This is a genomic window from Pelosinus fermentans JBW45 (genome assembly GCF_000271665.2).
In the GTDB taxonomy this organism is placed as follows: Bacteria; Bacillota; Negativicutes; order DSM-13327; family DSM-13327; genus Pelosinus; species Pelosinus baikalensis.
Window position 1 is genome coordinate 2340902 of sequence record NZ_CP010978.1, and the last position, 20310, is coordinate 2361211.

General features: G+C 38.6%; 21 protein-coding genes. 19 read left to right on the top strand and 2 right to left on the bottom strand.

Annotated elements, in window-relative coordinates; translation table 11 throughout:
* Positions 1-9: 9 nt before the first annotated feature.
* The 5 genes from ftsZ to spoIIR all read left to right on the top strand — a co-directional run bounded on the left by ftsZ (position 10) and on the right by spoIIR (position 4783).
* Positions 10-1056: a cell division protein FtsZ gene (gene ftsZ / locus JBW_RS10140; RefSeq protein ID WP_007934738.1), complete on the top strand. Its 1047-nt coding sequence runs from the start codon at positions 10-12 to the stop codon at positions 1054-1056.
* Between the two features lie 289 nt (positions 1057-1345).
* A complete protein-coding gene (gene spoIIGA / locus JBW_RS10145) occupies positions 1346-2275 on the top strand; it encodes a sigma-E processing peptidase SpoIIGA (protein WP_007953515.1) in 930 nt (309 codons plus the stop codon).
* Positions 2266-3003, top strand: a complete 738-nt coding sequence (gene sigE / locus JBW_RS10150; protein ID WP_007953513.1) for an RNA polymerase sporulation sigma factor SigE — start codon at positions 2266-2268, stop codon at positions 3001-3003. Before spoIIGA ends, sigE begins: the two co-directional genes overlap by 10 nt.
* Positions 3004-3384: 381 nt before the next feature.
* Entirely contained in the window at positions 3385-4158 is a 774-nt protein-coding gene (gene sigG / locus JBW_RS10155) for an RNA polymerase sporulation sigma factor SigG (RefSeq protein ID WP_007934732.1), read from the top strand.
* A 22-nt stretch (positions 4159-4180) separates the two neighbouring features.
* On the top strand, positions 4181-4783 hold the full coding sequence (gene spoIIR / locus JBW_RS10160; protein WP_007953511.1) for a stage II sporulation protein R: 603 nt from the start codon (positions 4181-4183) through the stop codon (positions 4781-4783).
* A gap of 201 nt (positions 4784-4984) precedes the next feature.
* Here spoIIR and JBW_RS10165 read toward each other — a convergent pair whose 3' ends face one another.
* Together JBW_RS10165 and JBW_RS24965 are read right to left on the bottom strand one after the other, a co-directional pair.
* Positions 4985-6469: a recombinase family protein gene (locus tag JBW_RS10165; protein WP_235334179.1), complete on the bottom strand. Its 1485-nt coding sequence runs from the start codon at positions 6467-6469 to the stop codon at positions 4985-4987.
* A 218-nt stretch (positions 6470-6687) separates the two neighbouring features.
* Positions 6688-6825 (bottom strand): hypothetical protein, encoded by a 138-nt coding sequence (locus tag JBW_RS24965; RefSeq protein WP_017531399.1) that lies wholly within the window; start codon positions 6823-6825, stop codon positions 6688-6690.
* Between the two features lie 390 nt (positions 6826-7215).
* Here JBW_RS24965 and JBW_RS10170 point away from each other — a divergent pair, with 390 nt between their 5' ends.
* The 14 genes from JBW_RS10170 (at position 7216) to JBW_RS10235 (ending at position 20269) form a co-directional block, all read left to right on the top strand.
* On the top strand, positions 7216-8151 hold the full coding sequence (locus tag JBW_RS10170) for a porin (RefSeq protein ID WP_235334181.1): 936 nt from the start codon (positions 7216-7218) through the stop codon (positions 8149-8151).
* A gap of 172 nt (positions 8152-8323) precedes the next feature.
* Positions 8324-9868 carry an IS1182 family transposase gene (locus tag JBW_RS10175; protein ID WP_144408417.1) on the top strand — a complete coding sequence of 515 codons (1545 nt, stop codon included), beginning with the start codon at positions 8324-8326 and terminating at the stop codon, positions 9866-9868.
* Between the two features lie 234 nt (positions 9869-10102).
* Positions 10103-10354, top strand: coding sequence for a hypothetical protein (locus JBW_RS10180; protein WP_007953093.1), 252 nt, complete (start codon positions 10103-10105; stop codon positions 10352-10354).
* Positions 10355-10458: 104 nt separating this feature from the next.
* Positions 10459-10689 (top strand): hypothetical protein, encoded by a 231-nt coding sequence (locus JBW_RS10185; protein ID WP_007953091.1) that lies wholly within the window; start codon positions 10459-10461, stop codon positions 10687-10689.
* Positions 10690-11027: 338 nt separating this feature from the next.
* Positions 11028-11303: a YlmC/YmxH family sporulation protein gene (locus JBW_RS10190; protein ID WP_007934722.1), complete on the top strand. Its 276-nt coding sequence runs from the start codon at positions 11028-11030 to the stop codon at positions 11301-11303.
* A 294-nt stretch (positions 11304-11597) separates the two neighbouring features.
* A complete protein-coding gene (gene nrdR / locus JBW_RS10195) occupies positions 11598-12056 on the top strand; it encodes a transcriptional regulator NrdR (RefSeq protein ID WP_007934721.1) in 459 nt (152 codons plus the stop codon).
* Between the two features lie 40 nt (positions 12057-12096).
* Positions 12097-14103, top strand: coding sequence for an anaerobic ribonucleoside-triphosphate reductase (gene nrdD, locus JBW_RS10200; RefSeq protein WP_007953086.1), 2007 nt, complete (start codon positions 12097-12099; stop codon positions 14101-14103).
* 48 nt (positions 14104-14151) lie between these two features.
* Positions 14152-15891: a TIGR03960 family B12-binding radical SAM protein gene (locus tag JBW_RS10205; protein ID WP_007953085.1), complete on the top strand. Its 1740-nt coding sequence runs from the start codon at positions 14152-14154 to the stop codon at positions 15889-15891.
* Between the two features lie 15 nt (positions 15892-15906).
* Positions 15907-16725, top strand: coding sequence for a peptidoglycan editing factor PgeF (gene pgeF, locus JBW_RS10210; protein WP_007953082.1), 819 nt, complete (start codon positions 15907-15909; stop codon positions 16723-16725).
* A gap of 301 nt (positions 16726-17026) precedes the next feature.
* Positions 17027-17728 (top strand): YggS family pyridoxal phosphate-dependent enzyme, encoded by a 702-nt coding sequence (locus tag JBW_RS10215; protein ID WP_007953080.1) that lies wholly within the window; start codon positions 17027-17029, stop codon positions 17726-17728.
* A gap of 18 nt (positions 17729-17746) precedes the next feature.
* Positions 17747-18175 (top strand): cell division protein SepF, encoded by a 429-nt coding sequence (locus tag JBW_RS10220; RefSeq protein WP_007943784.1) that lies wholly within the window; start codon positions 17747-17749, stop codon positions 18173-18175.
* A gap of 26 nt (positions 18176-18201) precedes the next feature.
* Positions 18202-19023 (top strand): pyrroline-5-carboxylate reductase, encoded by an 822-nt coding sequence (gene proC, locus JBW_RS10225; RefSeq protein WP_007953078.1) that lies wholly within the window; start codon positions 18202-18204, stop codon positions 19021-19023.
* The gene (locus tag JBW_RS10230) at positions 19016-19801 is read left to right on the top strand and encodes an RNA-binding protein (protein WP_007953076.1); all 786 of its coding nucleotides are present in this window, start codon (positions 19016-19018) and stop codon (positions 19799-19801) included. Before proC ends, JBW_RS10230 begins: the two co-directional genes overlap by 8 nt.
* 18 nt (positions 19802-19819) lie before the next feature.
* Positions 19820-20269, top strand: coding sequence for a DivIVA domain-containing protein (locus JBW_RS10235; RefSeq protein WP_007934703.1), 450 nt, complete (start codon positions 19820-19822; stop codon positions 20267-20269).
* The last annotated feature ends 41 nt before the right edge of the window (positions 20270-20310 follow it).

Sequence of the window (20310 nt, forward strand, 5' to 3'; positions counted from 1 at the left end):
GGAAATTCCATGCTTGAATTAGATATGGATTTAGATCAATTTGCTGCAATTAAAGTAATTGGTGTTGGCGGTGGCGGAAATAATGCTGTAAATCGGATGATTGCTGCTGGTCTACATGGTGTAGAATTTATAACAGTAAATACGGATGCACAAGCATTAATGCATTCTCAGGCAGCTTATCGAATACAAATTGGCGAGAAACTTACCAAGGGACTTGGAGCGGGTGCCAATCCGGACATTGGTGAGAAAGCTGCTCAAGAAAGTCGTGAAGAAATTATAAAGGCATTGCGTGGTGCTGATATGGTTTTTGTAACTGCAGGAATGGGGGGCGGTACAGGTACTGGTGCAGCTCCTGTTGTTGCTGAGTGTGCTAAAGAAGTAGGAGCATTAACGGTTGGTGTTGTCACAAAACCCTTTTCTTTTGAAGGGCGGAGACGTCAGGCGCAAGCTGAAAGTGGAACCGCAAAATTGAAAGAAAAAGTAGATACTCTGATTACCATACCGAATGATCGTTTATTGCAAGTTGCTGATAAGCGTACTTCTATGATCGATGCTTTTCGCATTGCCGATGATGTATTACGACAAGGGGTGCAAGGGATTTCAGATCTAATTGCTGTACCAGGGCTTATTAATTTGGATTTTGCAGATGTGAAGACCATTATGACTGATACGGGTTCAGCCCTAATGGGGATTGGCTATGGTTCAGGTGATAATCGAGCAGTAGCTGCAGCTGAAGCGGCGATAAAGAGTCCTTTGCTAGAAACTTCGATTGAAGGGGCCAGGGGAGTTCTTTTAAATATTACAGGAGGACCGAGTTTAGGTTTATTAGAAGTAAATGAGGCTGCTGCAATTATTTCTGATGCAGTTGATCCTGAAGCAAATATTATTTTTGGCGCAGTCATTGATGAAAATTTTCAGGATGAAGTTCGTGTAACTGTAATTGCTACAGGGTTTGATGGTAAGCCTCTTAGTGTAGTAAAAGGAAAATTGGAGAGTACAACGATAGAGCCTTTTAAAGTACGTGATTTAGATATACCAACATGGATGAGACGTTAATATTAACCTCTTCCCTTATATTAATGCGAGAATATAAATGAATAATGTAGAGAAAAAAGCATGCAAAATTTAATTTTGCATGCTTTTTTTGTTTAAGATTTAAAAAACAAGTAGCAATCCAGTTTTTCCGCACGATTGGTATAATAAATAAGTTGGAAGAAAAAACCATATTTCTACAAAAAAATAAAGACCATCTTGTTATAATAAGAATAACTTATGCAATGAAACAATAGATTATTATTAAAATGTATATTGCTGCTACGTTTATGATGATAGGAAGGTTATATTGATGTATATCTATGCTGATGTGCTCTTTATTATTAATATAATGATGAATAGTATGATTCTAATGTTAACTGCTTGGACGGTAGGGGCTACATATAAAGTTTGGCGTATATTATTGGCAGCGGCAGTAGGGGGTTGCTACGTCTTAATCGGCATGATGCCTAACATGGAGTTTTGTCATACCGCTATCGCTAAATTAGTAATATCATGGCTGCTGATTTATATAGCTTTTGGCTATACATCCAAACGCAGATCATTTTTATTGTTAGCATCTTTTTATGTTGTATCCTTTATTTTAGGTGGTTCTATTGTTGGATGGGTTTATTTCTGGCAAGTGAATCATTATTCTCATACGTTGGTCAGAATTCTCACAACTTTATCCTGGGAAAATGTATTATGGGGAAGTTGTTTAGGATCTATTTTGATTGTTACTATAATACGGCGTATGTTATCGAGTACAACTCGGCAGCAAAGCCTATATCGAGTGAAAATTGAATATAATGGACAGGTGGCTGAGTTAACAGCCATGCTTGATACAGGTAATAGTTTATATACTACAGTAGGTCATAAACCAGTGGTTTTAGTTAGTCAATATATTATAGAGTCAATTTTAAGTGAGGATGTGGTAACTTTTTTACGAGAAAATGTACCAGAAATGTGGTTGGTGAATTTATCCCAGTGTGCTGATGAAAAATGGCTATCACGTACACAAATTATTCCTTATCATGGCATTGGAAGCCGCAGTATGTTGCTCGCTTTTAGAGCTGATGCCTTACTTGTATCTCTATCAGGTACAGCAGAAATAAGGATTCAGAATGTGGTAATTGGAATTTATAGTGGTGGTCTATCAGAGGATGGAACATATGCTGGCTTATTACATCCTCAGATAATCAATGAGTTATACAAAAAAGAGGGGGCAAGTATATGCGCATAACATGGTCTATCATTAAAATAGTGATCAAACTAAAGGCGATCTGTTTGTTGCAAAGATTGGGAATATTAGCGGCTGATGAGGTTTTTTATGTTGGTAGTACAGAAGTATTGCCTCCCCCTTTAAGTAATGACGAAGAAGTATTTTTATTAACTCGTTTGCAAAAAGGCGACTTAGGAGTTAAAAGTATTTTTATTGAAAGAAATTTACGTCTAGTCGTGTATATTGCCCGCAAGTTTGAAAATACAGGGGTGGGAATAGAAGATCTTGTTAGTATAGGGACAATTGGTTTGATTAAGGCTGTAAATACTTTTGATCCTGTAAAACGCATAAAATTAGCGACATATGCATCGAGATGCATTGAAAATGAGATTTTGATGTATCTTAGACGTAATAGCAAAACCAGAGCGGAAGTATCTTTTGATGAACCTTTGAACATCGACTGGGATGGTAATGAGTTACTCTTATCGGATGTGTTAGGTACAGAAAACGATATTATTTATAAATCCGTTGAAGAAGAAGTCGATAAGACTTTGCTGCATACCGCTATGAATAAACTATGCGGGCGAGAAAGGCGTATTATGGAGCTGCGATTTGGTTTGCACGATGACGGAGCAGAGCGTACCCAAAAAGAAGTTGCAGATATGTTGGGAATATCTCAGTCTTATATTTCTAGACTGGAGAAGAGAATTATTAAACGCCTGCGTAAAGAAATTATGCGTATGGAATAACGATAAAACAGAGATTTAGTCTATATACAATACATTGAGAAACTTGAATAGATTGTTACTCTGCTAGGGATGGAATATAGGGATTCGCTTGCTTCCTACGTAACGCCATTCACTCCTATATTCCATCCTGACGATTGCCATGTAGAAGATTTATTTCAACATATATAAGTTGAATCTTATCCAATACACCTCTGATGAGGTGTTTTTTTATTGTTTATGAGAACTATAGCTGCAAGGCTTATTTCGATAAGAGCTTGTTGGTTTTTAGGACATTTGTTTTATCCATTGCAGCGAGGATGAATAAAACTAACTATCCGTGGCAATAATGCTCATGTATGGTAATAATTCAAATGTACTATGGAAACCAATGGGGGGAATAAAATGATTATTAATAAAGTAGAAATTTGCGGCGTAAATACAGCGAAACTCCCGGTGCTTTCCGCCACTAAGATGCGTGAACTATTTGTGGTGCTTCAAAATGGAGAATTGTCTGTAAGAGAACAATTAATATATGGTAATCTACGATTGGTACTGAGTGTTATTCAACGATTTAATAATCGAGGAGAATATGTAGATGATTTATTCCAGGTAGGTTGTATCGGTTTGATGAAAGCCATTGATAATTTTGATCTGTCGCAAAATGTGAAATTTTCCACCTATGCCGTACCTATGATTATTGGTGAGATACGCCGGTATTTACGAGATAATAATCCAATTCGCGTTAGTCGCTCAATGCGAGACATTGCTTATAAGGCTCTGCAGGTAAGAGATTCTCTTGTCAATAGGCATTCACGTGAGCCGTCCATTAAAGAAATTGCTGATGAACTTAAAATTCAACGAGAAGAAATCATTTTTGCCCTTGATGCAATTCAAGAACCAATATCTTTATTTGAGCCAATTTATCATGATGGTGGGGATCCTATATTTGTAATGGATCAGATTAGTGATGATAAGCAGCTAGATTTTAATTGGTTAGAAGGGGTGGCAATCAAAGAAGCAATGCATAGATTAAGCGATAGAGAAAAACATATACTTAATTTACGCTTCTTTGAAGGAAAAACACAAATGGAAGTGGCTGATGAGATTGGCATATCTCAGGCGCAAGTTTCACGATTAGAAAAAGCGGCTCTTAGCCATATGCGCAAATATATATAAATGAATAGGGGAGAAATTGATTGTGAAGTATAATACGTTATGGGGAAGAGGTTTGCTAATCGTTCTTTTCATTGTTGCTGGATGGGGGTTTTTGCTTTACTATGGACAAGAAAATTTACCCGTATCACTCGGTAAGGAAAATCTCATACGTTTGCATGTACTAGCGAATAGTGATAGTGCATCTGACCAACAGCTAAAGTTAAAAGTCCGTGATGCCGTTATTGCTTATTTAGCACCGCATTTAGAAACTGCTATTGATAAAGAAATGGCAAGAAAGGTTGTATTGGAACATCAGGGTGAACTTACTGCTGTGGCGGAAAAGGTCGTGGCAATGAATGGATCCCATGAGCCGGTAGCGATAGAGTTAGGCATGTTTGATTTCCCTATAAAATCATATGGTAATTTGGTATTGCCGGCTGGAAAATATGAGGCAGTACGTGTACTTATAGGAAAGGCAGAAGGTAAAAATTGGTGGTGCGTATTATTTCCTCCTCTTTGTTTTATTGATATTACTAATGCGACGGCACTGCCGCCAAAAGAAGTTATTAGTGATGCAGAACAGAAAAACGAAAAAGTTGAATTTCGCTGGAAATTAGCTGAACTTTGGAAAGAGGGGCTAAAGTGAATTTTATTTACCTGACATCCCTGACACCTTTACTCTTTAATTTCATATACTATATGGAACAAGCAGAGGCGTAGGGGGTAAAAATATGATAAAGACGTCAGATCTTAACATGTCAGATATTCAAATGGTAAAAACGAACATAGCTTTTCCAATCATTATTAATAAAAGAGATTTTGGAGGGCTTCTTAATAGGGTATATAATTATTTTTCAATGTAAAATTCAAAAGAATCATTAAGTCTTACTGCAAAAATACGATATGATAGTTTAAGTAATACACTGCGTTTTTCTGCAAAGGTTTTGGCTGTGATTAAATCAGTTGGTGATGTTACCAGCTGATTTGTTTTTTCCAGGACAGTTCTCAGCTCAGATATATTGTGATGGATAGTAGCTAGCTCCTTATTTAGGGTCTGTAATTCTCTTTCTACTGTTTCACTATCAATCAAATTCTCTTGATACCAACGCAGGGTATTTATTTTTTTCTTCTTTAGTTCAATTTGGATAGCATGTAAGTTTGTTATTTGTTGTGAATAGCTAAAATTGGTGTTGGTAAGCAGGTATTCTTGTAAATGATCTTTAGCAGTTGCTAGCGTAACAAGGCATTGCCAGACAGCCTGTTCTAAATCTTCCACTGGTATTCGGCGACACTGGCAAGATGTGCCATTGACTGCATATGTATTTGATTCTTTGGAAATACAGGAATAATAATAGTAAATTTTATCGCTACCGTTTTTTCGCTTAGCAGTACGAGCATAGGCTGTCATGGAACGTCCGCAGAGAGCGCAGTGCAACAATCCCCGTAAAAGATAATTATGTTTATTATTACGTGTTGCTAATTTCTTATTTCGTTGGATCTGCAATTGGGCAGATTCCCACATTTCACGAGTGATTATCGCAGGAATTGTAACAGGAATCCAAGCTTCAGGAGGATTATCTTTGATTTCGCGGCTATTCTGACCCGTTTTACAAGTTCTTTGCTTAAAAAGATAATGCTGTCCATGATACATTTCTTTAGTAAGAATGCGTGAGACAGTGCAGATCGAGAGTGGGCGATTATTTGTACCGACAATACCAAGGCGTGCTAACTCTAAAGTAATTCTCCTTGAACCATAGCCTTGATGAATGCATAAATGATAAATGAATTGAATGGTTTTACTTGCCTCTTCATTGATAACATACATACTATTTTTTTTATCCCAGTCATAGCCAAAGGGGTGGGCATTGGAGACGATTTTTCCTTGAGTTGCTTTCGCTCGGCGACCGCGAGAAGTTCTTTCACGAATTTTTGATTTTTCATAAGCAGAAATAGCGCCTTTCATACTGAAAAATAAGCGGCCTTCTGGTGAGGAATCATAATCACCAGTTACAAAGGTAATTCTTGCACCTGTTTTTTCTATTTCATCAGCAATAATCAATTGATTGGTAAGATTACGGGAAAGACGATCGGGATCATAAATAGCTACGATTTTTATGATCCCATTTTGCAAATCACTTCGTAATTTATCAAGGCCAGGGCGCTCTAAATATTCTCCGCTATAGCCATCGTCAATATATTCTTTTATCCCAGTGTGATCCATCGCTAATAAATGATTGCGACAGGCAGCGATTTGGTCGTTTAAAGAATAACCTTTGCGGGCTTGGTCATCTGTTGACACCCTCACATATAGCGCATTCATAATATCCTCCATTATTATTGAGTGTTATCTATTTTTATGTGAGGATAAAAGAAAAATGACAGAACGCATGTTCTGCCATTTTAGATGAATGTATCCAATGACTAAAAAGCCCTAAGATTCCATCTTCTATAAGTGGGGCTAAGAGCGATTAAGTCCTATGGAAAACTGTGACTAAGATTCAGATGGAGTGTTAGCATTCCATCTGAATCTTAGCCTTCTTTATTTGAAACTTATTTTCCTCTGCCGGCTTTTCTCATGGGCATTTGATGGCTGGTATTGTTAGCTTTTCCTTTAGCCGCCTTTAAGAATGATTTATTGTTTTCGTTTGCTTTTTTCTTCTTATCAAGTAATAGAGCCTGTAAATCCAAAGTGCATTCCTCCTTTGCTCAATTGTTGCATCTTGTAAGAGATAAATCTATTATACCATGGCTTTTTAACTAGTCCAAATGTAAAAACACATAAAAATGTATTTTTACAAGAGACATAGTACATTACTGCGATTCATTGATAATTAATATCAATGAATGTGCTGGAAATAAAAACATTTGTTTTTATTTCCAGCAGGATTTTATGATTTGTCCGACGAATTAACGATAAATCCTAAAAATTTGTAAGTATAGTCTTAGATGTACTTGGAGGTGGATATGTATAACATCTAGATAGAGCTGCAAGCTGGTTAGTCGGTGGGGAGCCAAATACAGAGTTGGATGTCTATCGGTACCGAAGAAGCCATAGGGGAACAATATATTGGGGGAAATATGATGAAAAAAATAATTACTACTGCTCTTGCTGCCGCTATGGTTTTAACTACAGGTGCTGCCTTTGCCGCTCCTGTAGAACTTGATGGTCAAGTCAAAGTACAATACCGCTCTAATACTGCTGATGGTGAATCGGATTCTCAAGGCGGCATATATAGTTTTCGCTTAAATGCCAAAACAGCCTTAAGCAATAATGTTGATTTATTTGCTCGTTTTGCTGCGCAATCTCTTAGTGGAGATAAAATTGGTCCGGATTTTTCCAAAGCTAAATATGGTAATAGTGTAGCAGTTCTTGATCAATATGGAATTATTGTAAAGGACAAAGATTTTCAATATAAAGTAGGACGCCAGGGGCTTTCTATTAGTCCGACAGCCTTGCTCTATAGCAGTGAGGGATATATCGGAGAGAACTATGGCCTTTTTGATGGCGTCGTTGCTACTGGAAAATCTGGTGTAACTTCATTACAGATTGTTGCTGGTAAAAGTGATAGAGATACTAAAGATAAGGTTTATTCTGTTCATGCTTCTTATAGTCCTGTAAAAGATTGGACTGTAGGAGGTACCATTGCAAAAGCTAATCCTAATGCAGGTAGTGATAGAACTTTCTGGGGAACTGATGTTCAATATACTACCGGTAAAGCCAGCTTTGTAGCGGATTATCTCAAATCTGATGATGATACTAAAAATGATGCTCTCGTCCTTGGGGTAACGTATGCCTTTGATGATAAAAATAGCTTATCCGCTTATTCCCACAGGACTGATGCAAATGCAGCTATTTATACCGATTGGGATCCTGGAGAAAAAGGTGCCTACTATATTTATAACCACAAATTTGATAAAACAACCTCACTGAACTTATTATATAAAAGTAATACTGCAATTGGCACAGATGCTGATAATACTTCTTTCCGTGCTTCCGTTGCTTATAAATTTTAAATTGCTGTCTTACAGGAAAGGGGCTGTCGCGCTAAGACAACCCTAAAAAACAAAAGACGGCAACCAGCAGTAGCTGGAAGCCGTCTTTTGTTGTAAAATCAAGTTTGTGAAATCTAAGAAATTACAACTAGATTATACAGTAGACTCAAATGTATATCAACTAGTAATACCGATGGACATTGGCGAAATGATTCCGGCAGATGATTCGGTGCGGTTGCTCAACGCGGTGCTAGAAAGGATGAATTACAGCAAATTGTACGCTGCGTACTCCCGAATGGGGAGAATCGAGATGTCACCGAAATGTCTGTTCAAGATACTTGTATATGGATACATGAACGGCATCTATTCGAGCCGCAAGCTCGAGCAGGCATGCCGGCGGGACGTCAACTTCATGTATCTGCTAGGCCGGAGAAAAGCACCAGATCACGCGACGATCGCACGGTTTCGCAGCGAACGGCTGGCAGAGGTCGTGGACGATCTGTTTGCCCAGCTTGTGCAACTGTTGACCGATGCGGGAGAACTGTCGCTGTCAAGCGTTTTCATAGACGGAACCAAATTGGAGGCCAATGCGAACCGATACAGCTTTGTCTGGAAGAAATCGACGCAAAAAAATGAAGAGAAGATGCAGAAGAAGATGAAAGAAGAGTTGCCGGCGCTAGCAGCGGAGTTTGGGATTCGCTTTTATGTCGGCCAGGTGATAAAGCCCAAAGACCTAAAAAAGCTGCGCAAACGGCTAAAAGCACTGCAAGCTGAACGCCGTATTGTTTTTGTTCACGGCAAAGGACAGCGTAAGACTTCGCTGCAGCGGGCGCTTCAAACGGTAGACCAATACCTTGCTCGGCAGAAAAAGTATAATGACTATAATCATAGCTTTGGAGAACGCAACAGCTTTTCCAAGACGGACAGAGACGCCACCTTCATGCGGATGAAAGAAGATCATATGAAAAATGGTCAGCTTAAACCGGGCTACAACGCGATACTGGCGGTGGACGCGGAATATATAGTATCCACAATGATCGGTCAGGACCGAAGCGACAGCCAAATGTTGATCCCGATGTTGGAGACGCTCAAGGGACTGGGGTATACAAAACCCGTAGCGGATGCGGGCTTTGAGAGTGAGGAAAATTACACATGGTGCGAGCAAAACAACCAAATCGCATTTATAAAGCCCGCGAATTATGAGAAGGCCAAGACGAAGAAATATAGGGCAGACATCGGCAAGCGAGAGAACATGCACTACAATGCAAAGACCGATAGCTACCTATGTCACATGGGGCGCCCGATCCAGGCAGCTTATGAAAAAAAGACCCGATCTAAGGCCGGATATCCCATCGTGACAACCGTATACACCTGTCCAGATTGTGCCGGCTGTCCGCATAAGGCCCAATGCATCAAGGGAGCGAGCAAGACTCCCCTCGAAGAACGAAGCAAGAACCTGTATGTATCCAAAACCTTTTTGCGTCAACGTGAAGAAATGCAGGCACGTATCAAGGGTGAGGAGGGTGTTATGCTTCGGATGAACCGCTCCATTCAGGTGGAGGGAGCTTTCGGGGTGCTCAAACAGGACATGGGATTTCGGCGATTTCTGATGAGGGGCCGCGTAAAGGTGCAAACCGAGTTTCTATTACTATGCATGGGGTATAACGTAAACAAGCTCCATAACAAAATCCAAAGCGACCGGTGTGGGACCTACTTGCATATTCCAAAAGCATCCTGACCAATTCATATCGAGTTTTTCTTAGGGGAAGAGGCTTCCTCTATTTTGTTGTGTCCATAAACTGGCTCTTGTCTCCTTTTTTTCATTCTTCCTACTGTTTTTCCTTCCTTTTTGCTCAAAAAAGGCGTGTCGCATTGCGTTTTTTCAAAAAACGTTTTGCGACACGCCCTTTCCTGTAATCTATAAAGGTATCAATGGTAGTGTTCTGACATAGATTTAGATGAGGTGATAAACATGTCACGTGAGAGAAAGCCCTGTAAAGGCATATTTCGTGGTCTAATTATTGGTAGGACGAATCAGAATGGTGGACCATACTCTGCTATTGAAAATGGTGAATGCAGAGTTATTGAGTATGTAGAACAGAGTGATATACCTGAATTGGTAACTCTTGAAAGAGCAGTTGCCAATGCGTTTATTGAGACAGGTATCTGTCAGTACAATAGCAGAGAAAAAATAGAAAAATATATGGAAATTCACGATAAATAATGAATAATGTAAAAGAATATTTTAAGGCTTAAAGGGGAATTATTGACAGGTGTATCCGAGCATGCTTTAATAGGATTATAGAAGTATATTAGGTGGTGATTGGTATGAAAAGGGATGAGCGAATTCCACCAATTGAAGCAGTTGAAAAAGCATTGCGAGTGAAGCCTATTGGACGTATACAACTATTTAAAAGACCTGAATATATGCCGAAAGAAAAGGCTAACAATCAATCTCTAAAGAAAAAAGAAGACAAAGAAGAAAAGAAAGACGGGATTGTCAATCGAGCGAGTCATGCTGCTGGACGAGTCGGCGTAACAGTAGATTATAAAGTTTAAATGAATCGTATTGCTTTTACGAGTATGGTTTGACTGCCTCAGAGGTGATAGAAATAATATGCAAAAACCCATATGTAGCAAGTGTGTGCATCTTTATACAACTTGGGATCGAAAATTTCCCTATGGATGTAGGGCTATGGGGATTAAAAGTGCATCATCGCCTTCCGAGGTGGTTAGAGGGGCCTCCGGGCAGAATTGTTTAGCATATACTGCAAAGCAGAGCAAGGAAAAGTAGAATAGGGAATAGCAAGCTTAGGTGTTCATCAAATAAACTTTATTAAAATGGGATATCATAAATCTTCTTGTCCCTCATAGAATGTATTGGGGGTGTGGATGATATGAAAGGCATTACCAATTGCGTATCAGATCTTAAACTTAAAGAAGTAATCAATATTGTTGATGGTAAAAGGTTAGGGGCGATTACAGATATTGAAATTGATGTGGAAAGTGGAAGATTAACAGCTATCGTAGTTCCGGGAAATGGCAGGTTTTTAGGCTTATTTGGCCGTAGCGAGGATGTTGTAATTCCTTGGGATAAAATTAATAAAATAGGGTTTGATGTTATTTTAGTAGAGGCTACTGCTTTTGCCGAAATCAAACACCTGGATAAATAAGGATTAGTAAATATGTTACGTACATATGATATAATGATAACGATTGCAGCTTTTTATGAAGTTGGCAGTCGTTTTCTTTTGATTGTTATATTAAAATTAATTTTTATTTAAAAGCCAAGCAGGAGAAGCACAATATATGGCGTAAAGTAAATAATAGAGCACAATATCTAGTAAGAGAATGTAGCAGTAAAATTTTGTAGTGAGCTGATGGGTGTTAGCTCGTTTAAAATATCGTTGAGAATACGTCAAGAAAGGCTACTACTTCATGAAGTTTGTTGAAAAGGGGGAATTCCTATGCGTTGTCCATTTTGTGGCTGTGTAGAAAGTCGAGTGATTGATTCACGAGCAGCGGAAGAGGGGAGTACGATTCGGCGTAGGCGTGAGTGTTTGGAATGTATGCGCCGCTTTACTACATATGAAATGATCGAACAATCCCCCTTAATGGTAATAAAAAAAGATGGTCGTCGTGTAATCTTTGAACAGAGTAAATTATTAAATGGGATTGTAAGGGCTTGTGAGAAACGATATATACCGATTAATGAAATAGAAGCCTTAGGAGAGCGAGTAGAGCGAGATATTCGCAATACGATGGAACGAGAAATCTCTACGCAGCAAATTGGCGAGATTGTAATGAAACATTTAAAGGATCTTGATCAAGTAGCATATGTTCGATTTGCTTCAGTGTATCGGCAATTTGCAGATATTAATAATTTTATGGAAGAATTGCAAGCATTGATGAAAAATAAACAATAATTACAGTATAACCTATATAAAGTGAGGAATTGGTATCATTATGAAAATTAAAAAGCGAGATGGACGCGAGGTCTCCTTTGATGAAAATAAAATTACAGAAGCTATCTTTAAAGCTGCTAAAGCTGTAGGTGGAGCGGATAAACAATTAGCAATGGAATTAACATTAGATGTCCTGCGCTTTTTAAAACAAGAATATAATGGGGGGACATTTGGTGTTGAAGAGGTCCAGGATGCTGTAGAAAAAATTTTAATTGAAAAAGGACATGCAAAAACGGCGAAAGCCTATATTTTATATAGAGATAAACGAACTCGTATGCGCGATGGTCAATCCTATTTGATGGACGCTGTTGCAGAAATCTTAGTAGAAACCAATCGAGAAAATGCTAATATTTCTAATTCTCCTTCAGCCAAAATGCTGCAGATTGCCAGCGCTGCCAGCAAATCTTATTATTTGAATCGCTTACTTCCTGAACACATGGCTAATGCTCATATAAAAGGAGACATTCATATTCATGATTTAGACTTTTATGGAACAACATTAACTTGTGTGCAAATTCCTCTTGGTAAATTATTGAAAGATGGTTTTAATAATGGGCATGGCTATATTCGGCCACCGAAGCGCCCAGCATCTGCAGCGGCTTTAGCTGCTATTATTTTGCAAAGTTCGCAAAATGATATGCATGGTGGTCAGTCTTTTGCTTTCTTTGATTCGGATATGGCCCCTTTTATGGAAGGGGTCAAAGAAGAAGAGGTTTATCAGGCGATGGAAGCATTTATTTATAATCTCAATTCTATGCATAGCAGGGCAGGAGCACAAGTTCCATTTTCTAGTCTGAATATCGGTACAGATACTACACCAGCGGGACGTAGAGTAACGAAAAATCTTTTATTGGCATATGAGAAAGGGTTAGGCCATGGAGAGAACCCTATTTTCCCAAATATTATTTTTCGTGTAAAAGAAGGTATTAACTTTAATAAGAAAGACCCTAATTATGATTTATTTAAGCTTGCGATCCGTGTAGCTTCTCAGCGCTTGAATCCTACTTTTAGTTTCATGGATGCTTCATTTAACAAACCTTATGGTGATCAGATTGGCTATATGGGATGCCGTACTAGAGTTATGTCTAATAAATGCGGACCGGAAGTAACGGATGGGCGGGGAAATCTTAGTTTCACCACAGTCAATTTACCTAGGCTTGCGATCCAGGCAGAACGAAATTTAATGAAGTTTTATCAGAGCTTATCCGATCTCATTGATTTAACTTGTGAACAGTTGTTTCATCGTTATCAGGTGCAAGGGAAATTAAGAGTAAAAGATATGCCATTTTTAATGGGGCAAGGCTTATATTTGGATTCAGACAAATTAGCTGCAAATGACACGATTGCAGATGTGATCAAACATGGTACGTTATCAGTAGGTTTTATTGGCTTAGCTGAAGCTTTGATTGCCTTAACGGGTTATCATCATGGTGAAGGCGAGGAATCCCAAATATTGGGTGAAGAAATTGTGGCATTTATGCGCAACAAAGTTGATAAGGCTACGGATAAATACATGTTGAATTATACGTTGCTGGCAACACCGGCAGAGGGTTTAGCAGGACGTTTTGTCAAAATGGATTGCCGTGAGTATGGCTTAATTCCTGGTGTAACAGATAAAGAATATTACACTAACTCCTTTCATATTCCTGTCAATTATTCCATTAGTGTATATGATAAAATAAAAATAGAAGCGATTTATCATAAATATACAAATGCAGGTCATATTAGTTATGTGGAGTTTACAGCACCTCCTGTGAATAACCTCAAGGCAGTTGAAGATGTGATTCGTTACATGCAGCAATGTGATATGGGATATGCAGGCATTAATTTTCCTGTAGATTTTTGTGAAGGTTGTGGTTATCTCGGTGTAATTGGTGGGGATACATGCCCTGTATGTTCTATGTCTGACATCAAAAGAGTACGGCGCATCACTGGTTACCTGAGTACTATTGAGCGCTTTAATGATGCGAAGCATGAAGAATTGGAGCAGCGTGTAGCACATCTGTAATGAAACGGTTAAAAGGAATGTATCGTATTTAAGATGGAGTGATAAGTTTTGACTTGGCAATTAAAAGAAAAGTTACAGAAAACTTTGGCAGAAGAACAAGGAGCGATGGTTTTTCCTCCTGGATCACGTCAAAGCTTTGCATTAGTGTATCCAAATACATATCATGTAGGAATGTCCAATTTAGGATTTCAAATTATTTATCAACAAGTCAATTCTAGGGGAGATACAGCCTGCGAAAGGTTATTTTTACCTGACAGAAAAACAGAGCCTGAATATATTCGTACAAATACACCGTTAATGACCATTGAAACGCAACGCCCATTATATGGATTTTCTTTAATTGGCTTTGCTCTAACATTTGAAATGGATTATTTTAATGTAGTGAATATTTTACAGCTTGGAAAGGTTCCTGTATTAGCTGCTGATCGGGGAGAAAAAGATCCTTTGGTTATTGCAGGCGGTCCGTGTGCGACCTTTAATCCGGAACCTTTAGCTGATTTATTTGATGTGTTTATCATTGGTGAAGGCGAAGAAATCATACACGAAATATTAGATGTCTATTATCAGGCACGTGATAATAATATCTCTAGGCAGGAAATCTTATTTGAAATAGCACAAATTCCTGGTGCATATGTGCCTTGTTTTTATCAAGTGGAATATAAAGAAGATGGTACGATTAAAAAAGTATCATGTCCTGAGGGAGTGCCCCAGCATGTACAGCGGCGCTGGATTCAAGAGTTGGATCAGTATGAGGCCCAGACGGTGATTGTAACTCCAAATACTGAGTTTAAAGATATGTTTTTAATTGAAGTGGCTCGTGGCTGTGGTCGCCATTGTCGATTTTGTATGGCAGGGTATTGCTATCGAAATCCTCGAGTAAGATCGCTAAAGACATTAGAAGCGGCTGTTGTAAAGGCAAAAGAATATCGCAGTAAGGTTGGATTAATGGGGGCTGCGATTTCTGATTATCCTGAGATTGATTCGTTATGTAATATTATTTTAGAGCAAGGAATGCATATGTCTGTCGCCTCTTTAAGAGCCGATACTCTTACCTTGGATTTAGTAAATGCATTGGCTGTTAGTAAGCATCGAACGATTACTTTAGCTCCGGAAGCCGCGAGTATCCGTTTGCGCAAAGTGATTAATAAAACCATTACAGATGAGCATCTATTTAATTCTATAAAAATGGCGGTTAACGCAGGGATACCCCATATTCGACTCTATATTATGATTGGCTTACCTTCTGAGGAAGAAGAAGACATTGAAGAAATCGTTACCATGGCAATAACTATTAAAGAGTATATGGAATCTTTGGGCAGTAGAGGACGGTTAACCTTAAGTGTTAATCCCTTTATTCCTAAACCTTTTACACCTTTTCAGTGGATGCCCATGACTCAGGTTTCAGTAGTAGAAAAAAGATTAAAGTATATTAACTCTAGTTTGCGACAACGAAGAGGAATAGAAGTATTGGTTGAATCGCCAAAAGAAGCTTATATTCAAGGGGTTTTAGCTAGAGGAGATCGGCGGTTGTCTGCTGTATTGCTAGACGCTCACGAGAAGGGCGGCAGTAAAGGCTTCAAGCAGGCGATGAAAAAGAACATGCTTCGTGAGGAAGATTACTTATATCGTCAGCGGGAGCCAGAAAGTGAAATTTTGCCTTGGAAGGTGCTGGATATGGGGCTAGATTCATTGTACTTAGAACGAGAATTAGAAGAGGCTAAAAAAGAAGAATTTACTGCTCCATGTGCGCAAGGCTGTACTCGGTGTGGAATATGTAAAAAAGGCTGATGGGAGTGTGTAGTGATGGAGCGATTTATTTTAAACTATGGAACTAGCGGGCAATGGTATGGAACGTTTACCCATTTCAGTGCATTAGCTATTAAACATGGTATATCTAGTCGATTTGGCGGGGTAAGTAAGCCTCCATTTCATTCCTTGAATGTAGCGCTGCATACAGGTGATTGTGATGAGAGTGTTATTATAAATCGGCAGCTATTTTGTCAAGGGATTGGGATTCATTCAGAACATATTGTGACCGCTCAACAGCTTCATACGGATCATATTGCAGTGGTAACCAAGGAAGCGAAAGGAAGAGGAGCAGGCAGCTACGAGGATGCAATCCCAAATACAGATGCTCTAATTACCAATGTTCCGGGCATTCCTTTAATGTTATTTTTTGCTGACTGTGTCCCAGTGTTAATTGTAGATCCGGTACAGCGAGCCATTGGTGCAGTTCATGCAGGCTGGAGAGGAACGGTGGAAAAGATTGCGCAAAAAACAATCCTTTCCATGCAATCTAATTTTGGTACGAAACCTGAGGATTGCCTAGTTGGAATAGCTCCTTCTATTGGTCCTTGCTGCTATGTTGTTGATGAAATCGTAATCAATAAACTAAAAAAACAATTCAATAATTGGGAAGAACTAATAAAAGAAGCCAATGAAAAGGGCAAATGGTATTTTGATTTGTGGAAAGCCAATGTTCGCCAATTAGAAGAAATCGGTGTAAAAGGAAGTAACGTGGTAACCAGTGAAGTGTGTACTGCTTGTAATCATGAATTATTTTTTTCTTATCGAAAAGAAAATGGGGCTACTGGGAGAATCGGAGCTGTTATTGTCTTGTAAGCGAATGCTTACAAGATTTTTTTTAGAATTTATAAGTTTTGCAAGTGAAAGCATATAAGAAATTATGAACCACAAAGGCACAATGCCGCAGCTGCGGCATACAAAGGAGAGCACAAAAAATACTAAATACCCACCCTTTATGTCCTTTGCGTCTTTGTGGTTCGATTCGTTTTATATGTTTTAAAGGATGCGCCAGCGTTTTTCTTATTATTGTAATGTCAATATATTTTTTATGTTTAGGAGATACTTAAGAGGAAATTAATGTTTATTCGCGAATAATGCATATAATGGAGGGTTTACCATGTCTATTCGAACAAACTTAACCCAAGTTATAGAAAATATTCATAGTGCTGTACATAAGAGAAGTAAGACATTAATCAATGAATCTAAAAATGTTAAATTGGTAGCTGTAACAAAGAATCATGATGTAGCAGCAATTCAAGAAGCGGTTGCTGCTGGAGTGCTGGCAATTGGTGAAAATAGAATACAAGAAGCCGCTAAAAAAGCTCAAATACTTCAGAAACAAGTGGAATGGCATCTTATCGGTCATCTGCAGACCAATAAGGTTCGTCAAGCAATCCAGCTGTTTGATCTGATTCATTCTGTAGATAGTAAAAAATTGGCTCTGGAAATTGATCGTATCGCCGGTGCCTTAGGGAAACGGCAAGATATCCTGATCCAGGTTAATATGGCTAATGAAGATACCAAATTTGGGATTGCTTCCAAAGATGTTTTAACATTAGCAAAGTGTATTAGCAATCTAGAGCATGTCCGATTATGCGGAGTGATGACGATTGCACCTTTTTATGAAAATGCAGAGCAAGCCAGACCTCTATTTCGCAATATGTGTCAATTGTTTATGGAACTAAAAAATATGAATTTGGCGAGCACAAATATAGAGTGGCTATCTATGGGAATGACAAATGATTATATTGTAGGTGTTGAAGAGGGAGCAAATTTAGTACGTATTGGTACTGGGATATTTGGACAGCGTCAATATTAAAGGGAGGTATAAAGGGACATGAAGTTTATGGAAAAAGTCTGGGGAAGCTTAGGCTTATTTGAACCAGTAGAGGCAGAGGAAGATCCAAAGCAAAAAGTAGAAGAATTAGAAGTAGGGAAAGGGAAAAAAAATAGTAACCTAGTCAATTTACCTACTGCTCAGAAACAAATGAAAGTTATGGTAGTGGAGCCATTCTCTTTTGATGATGCTCAACATGTAGCCGATCATTTGAAAAATCGAAAACCTGTTGTTGTGAATTTTGAGAATTGTGATAAAGAAGTTGCTAAGCGTATGATTGACTTTATTAGTGGGACTACCTATGCTTTAGCTGGAAGCATTCAAAAAATTGGTAACAACATATTTCTCTGTGCTCCTAATAATGTAGATGTTACTTATAGTCCTCATGAAGAAGGCAGCGATAAAGAATTTTTACCATGGAATAAATAAAGAGTTAAAATACGGGGGATTACCAGATGTTGCAGAATAAAAAAATCGGTTTTATCGGTAGCGGAGCTATGGCTGAAGCCTTAATTGATGGAATATTAAAAGCTAATTTAGTTACGCCGAGTCAAATTATCGTAAATGATATTTCACAGAATCGTCTAGAGCATATGGCTGGGAAATTTGGTGTACTTACGACGTTAAGTATTAAGGATACTGTAAAGGCAGCAGATATATTATTTTTAACTGTGAAGCCTCAGATTATTAATGGTGTATTAGATGCCATTGCACCGCTGCTTTCACCTACAACCTTAGTTGTATCAATTGCAGCGGGAATTACCATTGGAATACTCGAGAGCAAATTGATACGGATTCCAATTGTAAGAGTTATGCCAAACACTCCGGTGGCAGTAGGGGAAGGTATGTCTGTTCTTGCTTTGGGGCATTATGCAGGTGAAGAAAATGGCGAATTAGTATTGACTATTTTTGCTTCTGTAGGTAGAGCCATTATTATGGATGAAAATGCTATGGATGCAGTAACGGGATTATCAGGTAGTGGTCCCGGATACGTCTTTGTACTTATTGATGCATTAACGGATGCAGGTGTCCGGGTTGGCTTGTCCAGACAAAACTCATTGGTTATGGCAGCTCAGACCTTATTAGGAGCAGCTAAGATGGTTCTGGAAACAGGGGAACATCCCGCAAGATTAAGGGATATGGTAACTTCCCCAGGTGGAACTGCTATTGCGGGTATACATGTGTTAGAGCAAAAGGGTGTAAGAGCAGCTTTAATTGATGCAGTAGAAGCAGCTACGAAACGTTCACAGGAGATGGGGAAAAAATCACATGGGTGATCGAGAAAAAATTATACGATATTATCAGGCTAGCGGTGAGGGTGAGTTAGCAGCTAAATTATTGGATTTAGCTGAAGCGGCATTGCGTAATCGAAAGTACAAAGTAACAGAGTTTCTGGATCCTTACGGTTATAGTATTGCAGAAACGATTGGTGCACATTATGATCGATTAAAGCTAGTATCCAGCGGTGGTTATGATGGGGCGGAGCGAGTTAAAGCTGTTTTTGTAAATGAAGAGTTTCGAGGTACCCCTGATGTTGCAGTAGAGGCTGTTTCCGTAACATGGGATGAGAGATATTATCAAATTACTCATCGAGATGTATTGGGGGCATTGATGGCACTTGGTATTAAGCGAGAAATTATTGGTGACATCATTATGTGCGGGCATGGATGCCAAATTATTATCGATTCATCTTTCTTCAATTTTCTTATGCAAAATTTTAGCAAGATTGGTGCGGCGCCTATCAGTATTGCGCAATTGAAGATCGCAGATATTGCTCATCGAGAAGAAAAAGTAAAGGAAATCAAAACGACTGTAGCTTCTCTTCGATTGGACGTCATAGCAGCAGCTGGTTTTGGTACTTCCCGCAGCAGAATGTCGGAGGAAATCGTAGCAGGTAAACTAAAAGTAAACTGGCAGGAAGCTAAAAATAGTGCTCAGTCCATTAAAGAAAATGATGTTATTTCAATGCGGGGGCGGGGGAGAGTCGAAGTATGCGAAGTATTGGGTCAAACCAGAAAAGGACGAATGAGTATTGTATTAAAACGTTTTATGTAGATACGTGGAGGTGTATTCATGCTAACCCCATTAGATATTCATAATAAAGAATTTAAAAGAAGCTTTCGAGGATATAACGAAGAAGATGTCGATGAATTTCTTGACCGAGTCATAAAAGATTATGAGCTATTATATCGGGAAAATATTGAGTTGAAAGAGAATATGGACCGACTTAATAGTAAATTAGAACATTTTCAACATATGGAAAATACTTTACATAATACATTAATTGTCGCTCAGGAAACAGCGGAAGAAGTAAAGCTAAACGCTAAAAAGACAACAGAACTAATGATAAAAGAAGCAGAGATCAACGCTCAAAAACTCGTAGAGGAAGCTGCCAACAAAGTACGGCGTATGGCTAGTGAATATCAGGATTTGAAAAAACAGGTTGATGTATATCGTGTTCGTATGCGTACCCTTGTACAAGCACAGTTAGAGATATTAGGTGAATCTGGTGAGGATGAATAACGTAATTTGACAATGTACCTTTTATTGGTTATAATCAATTT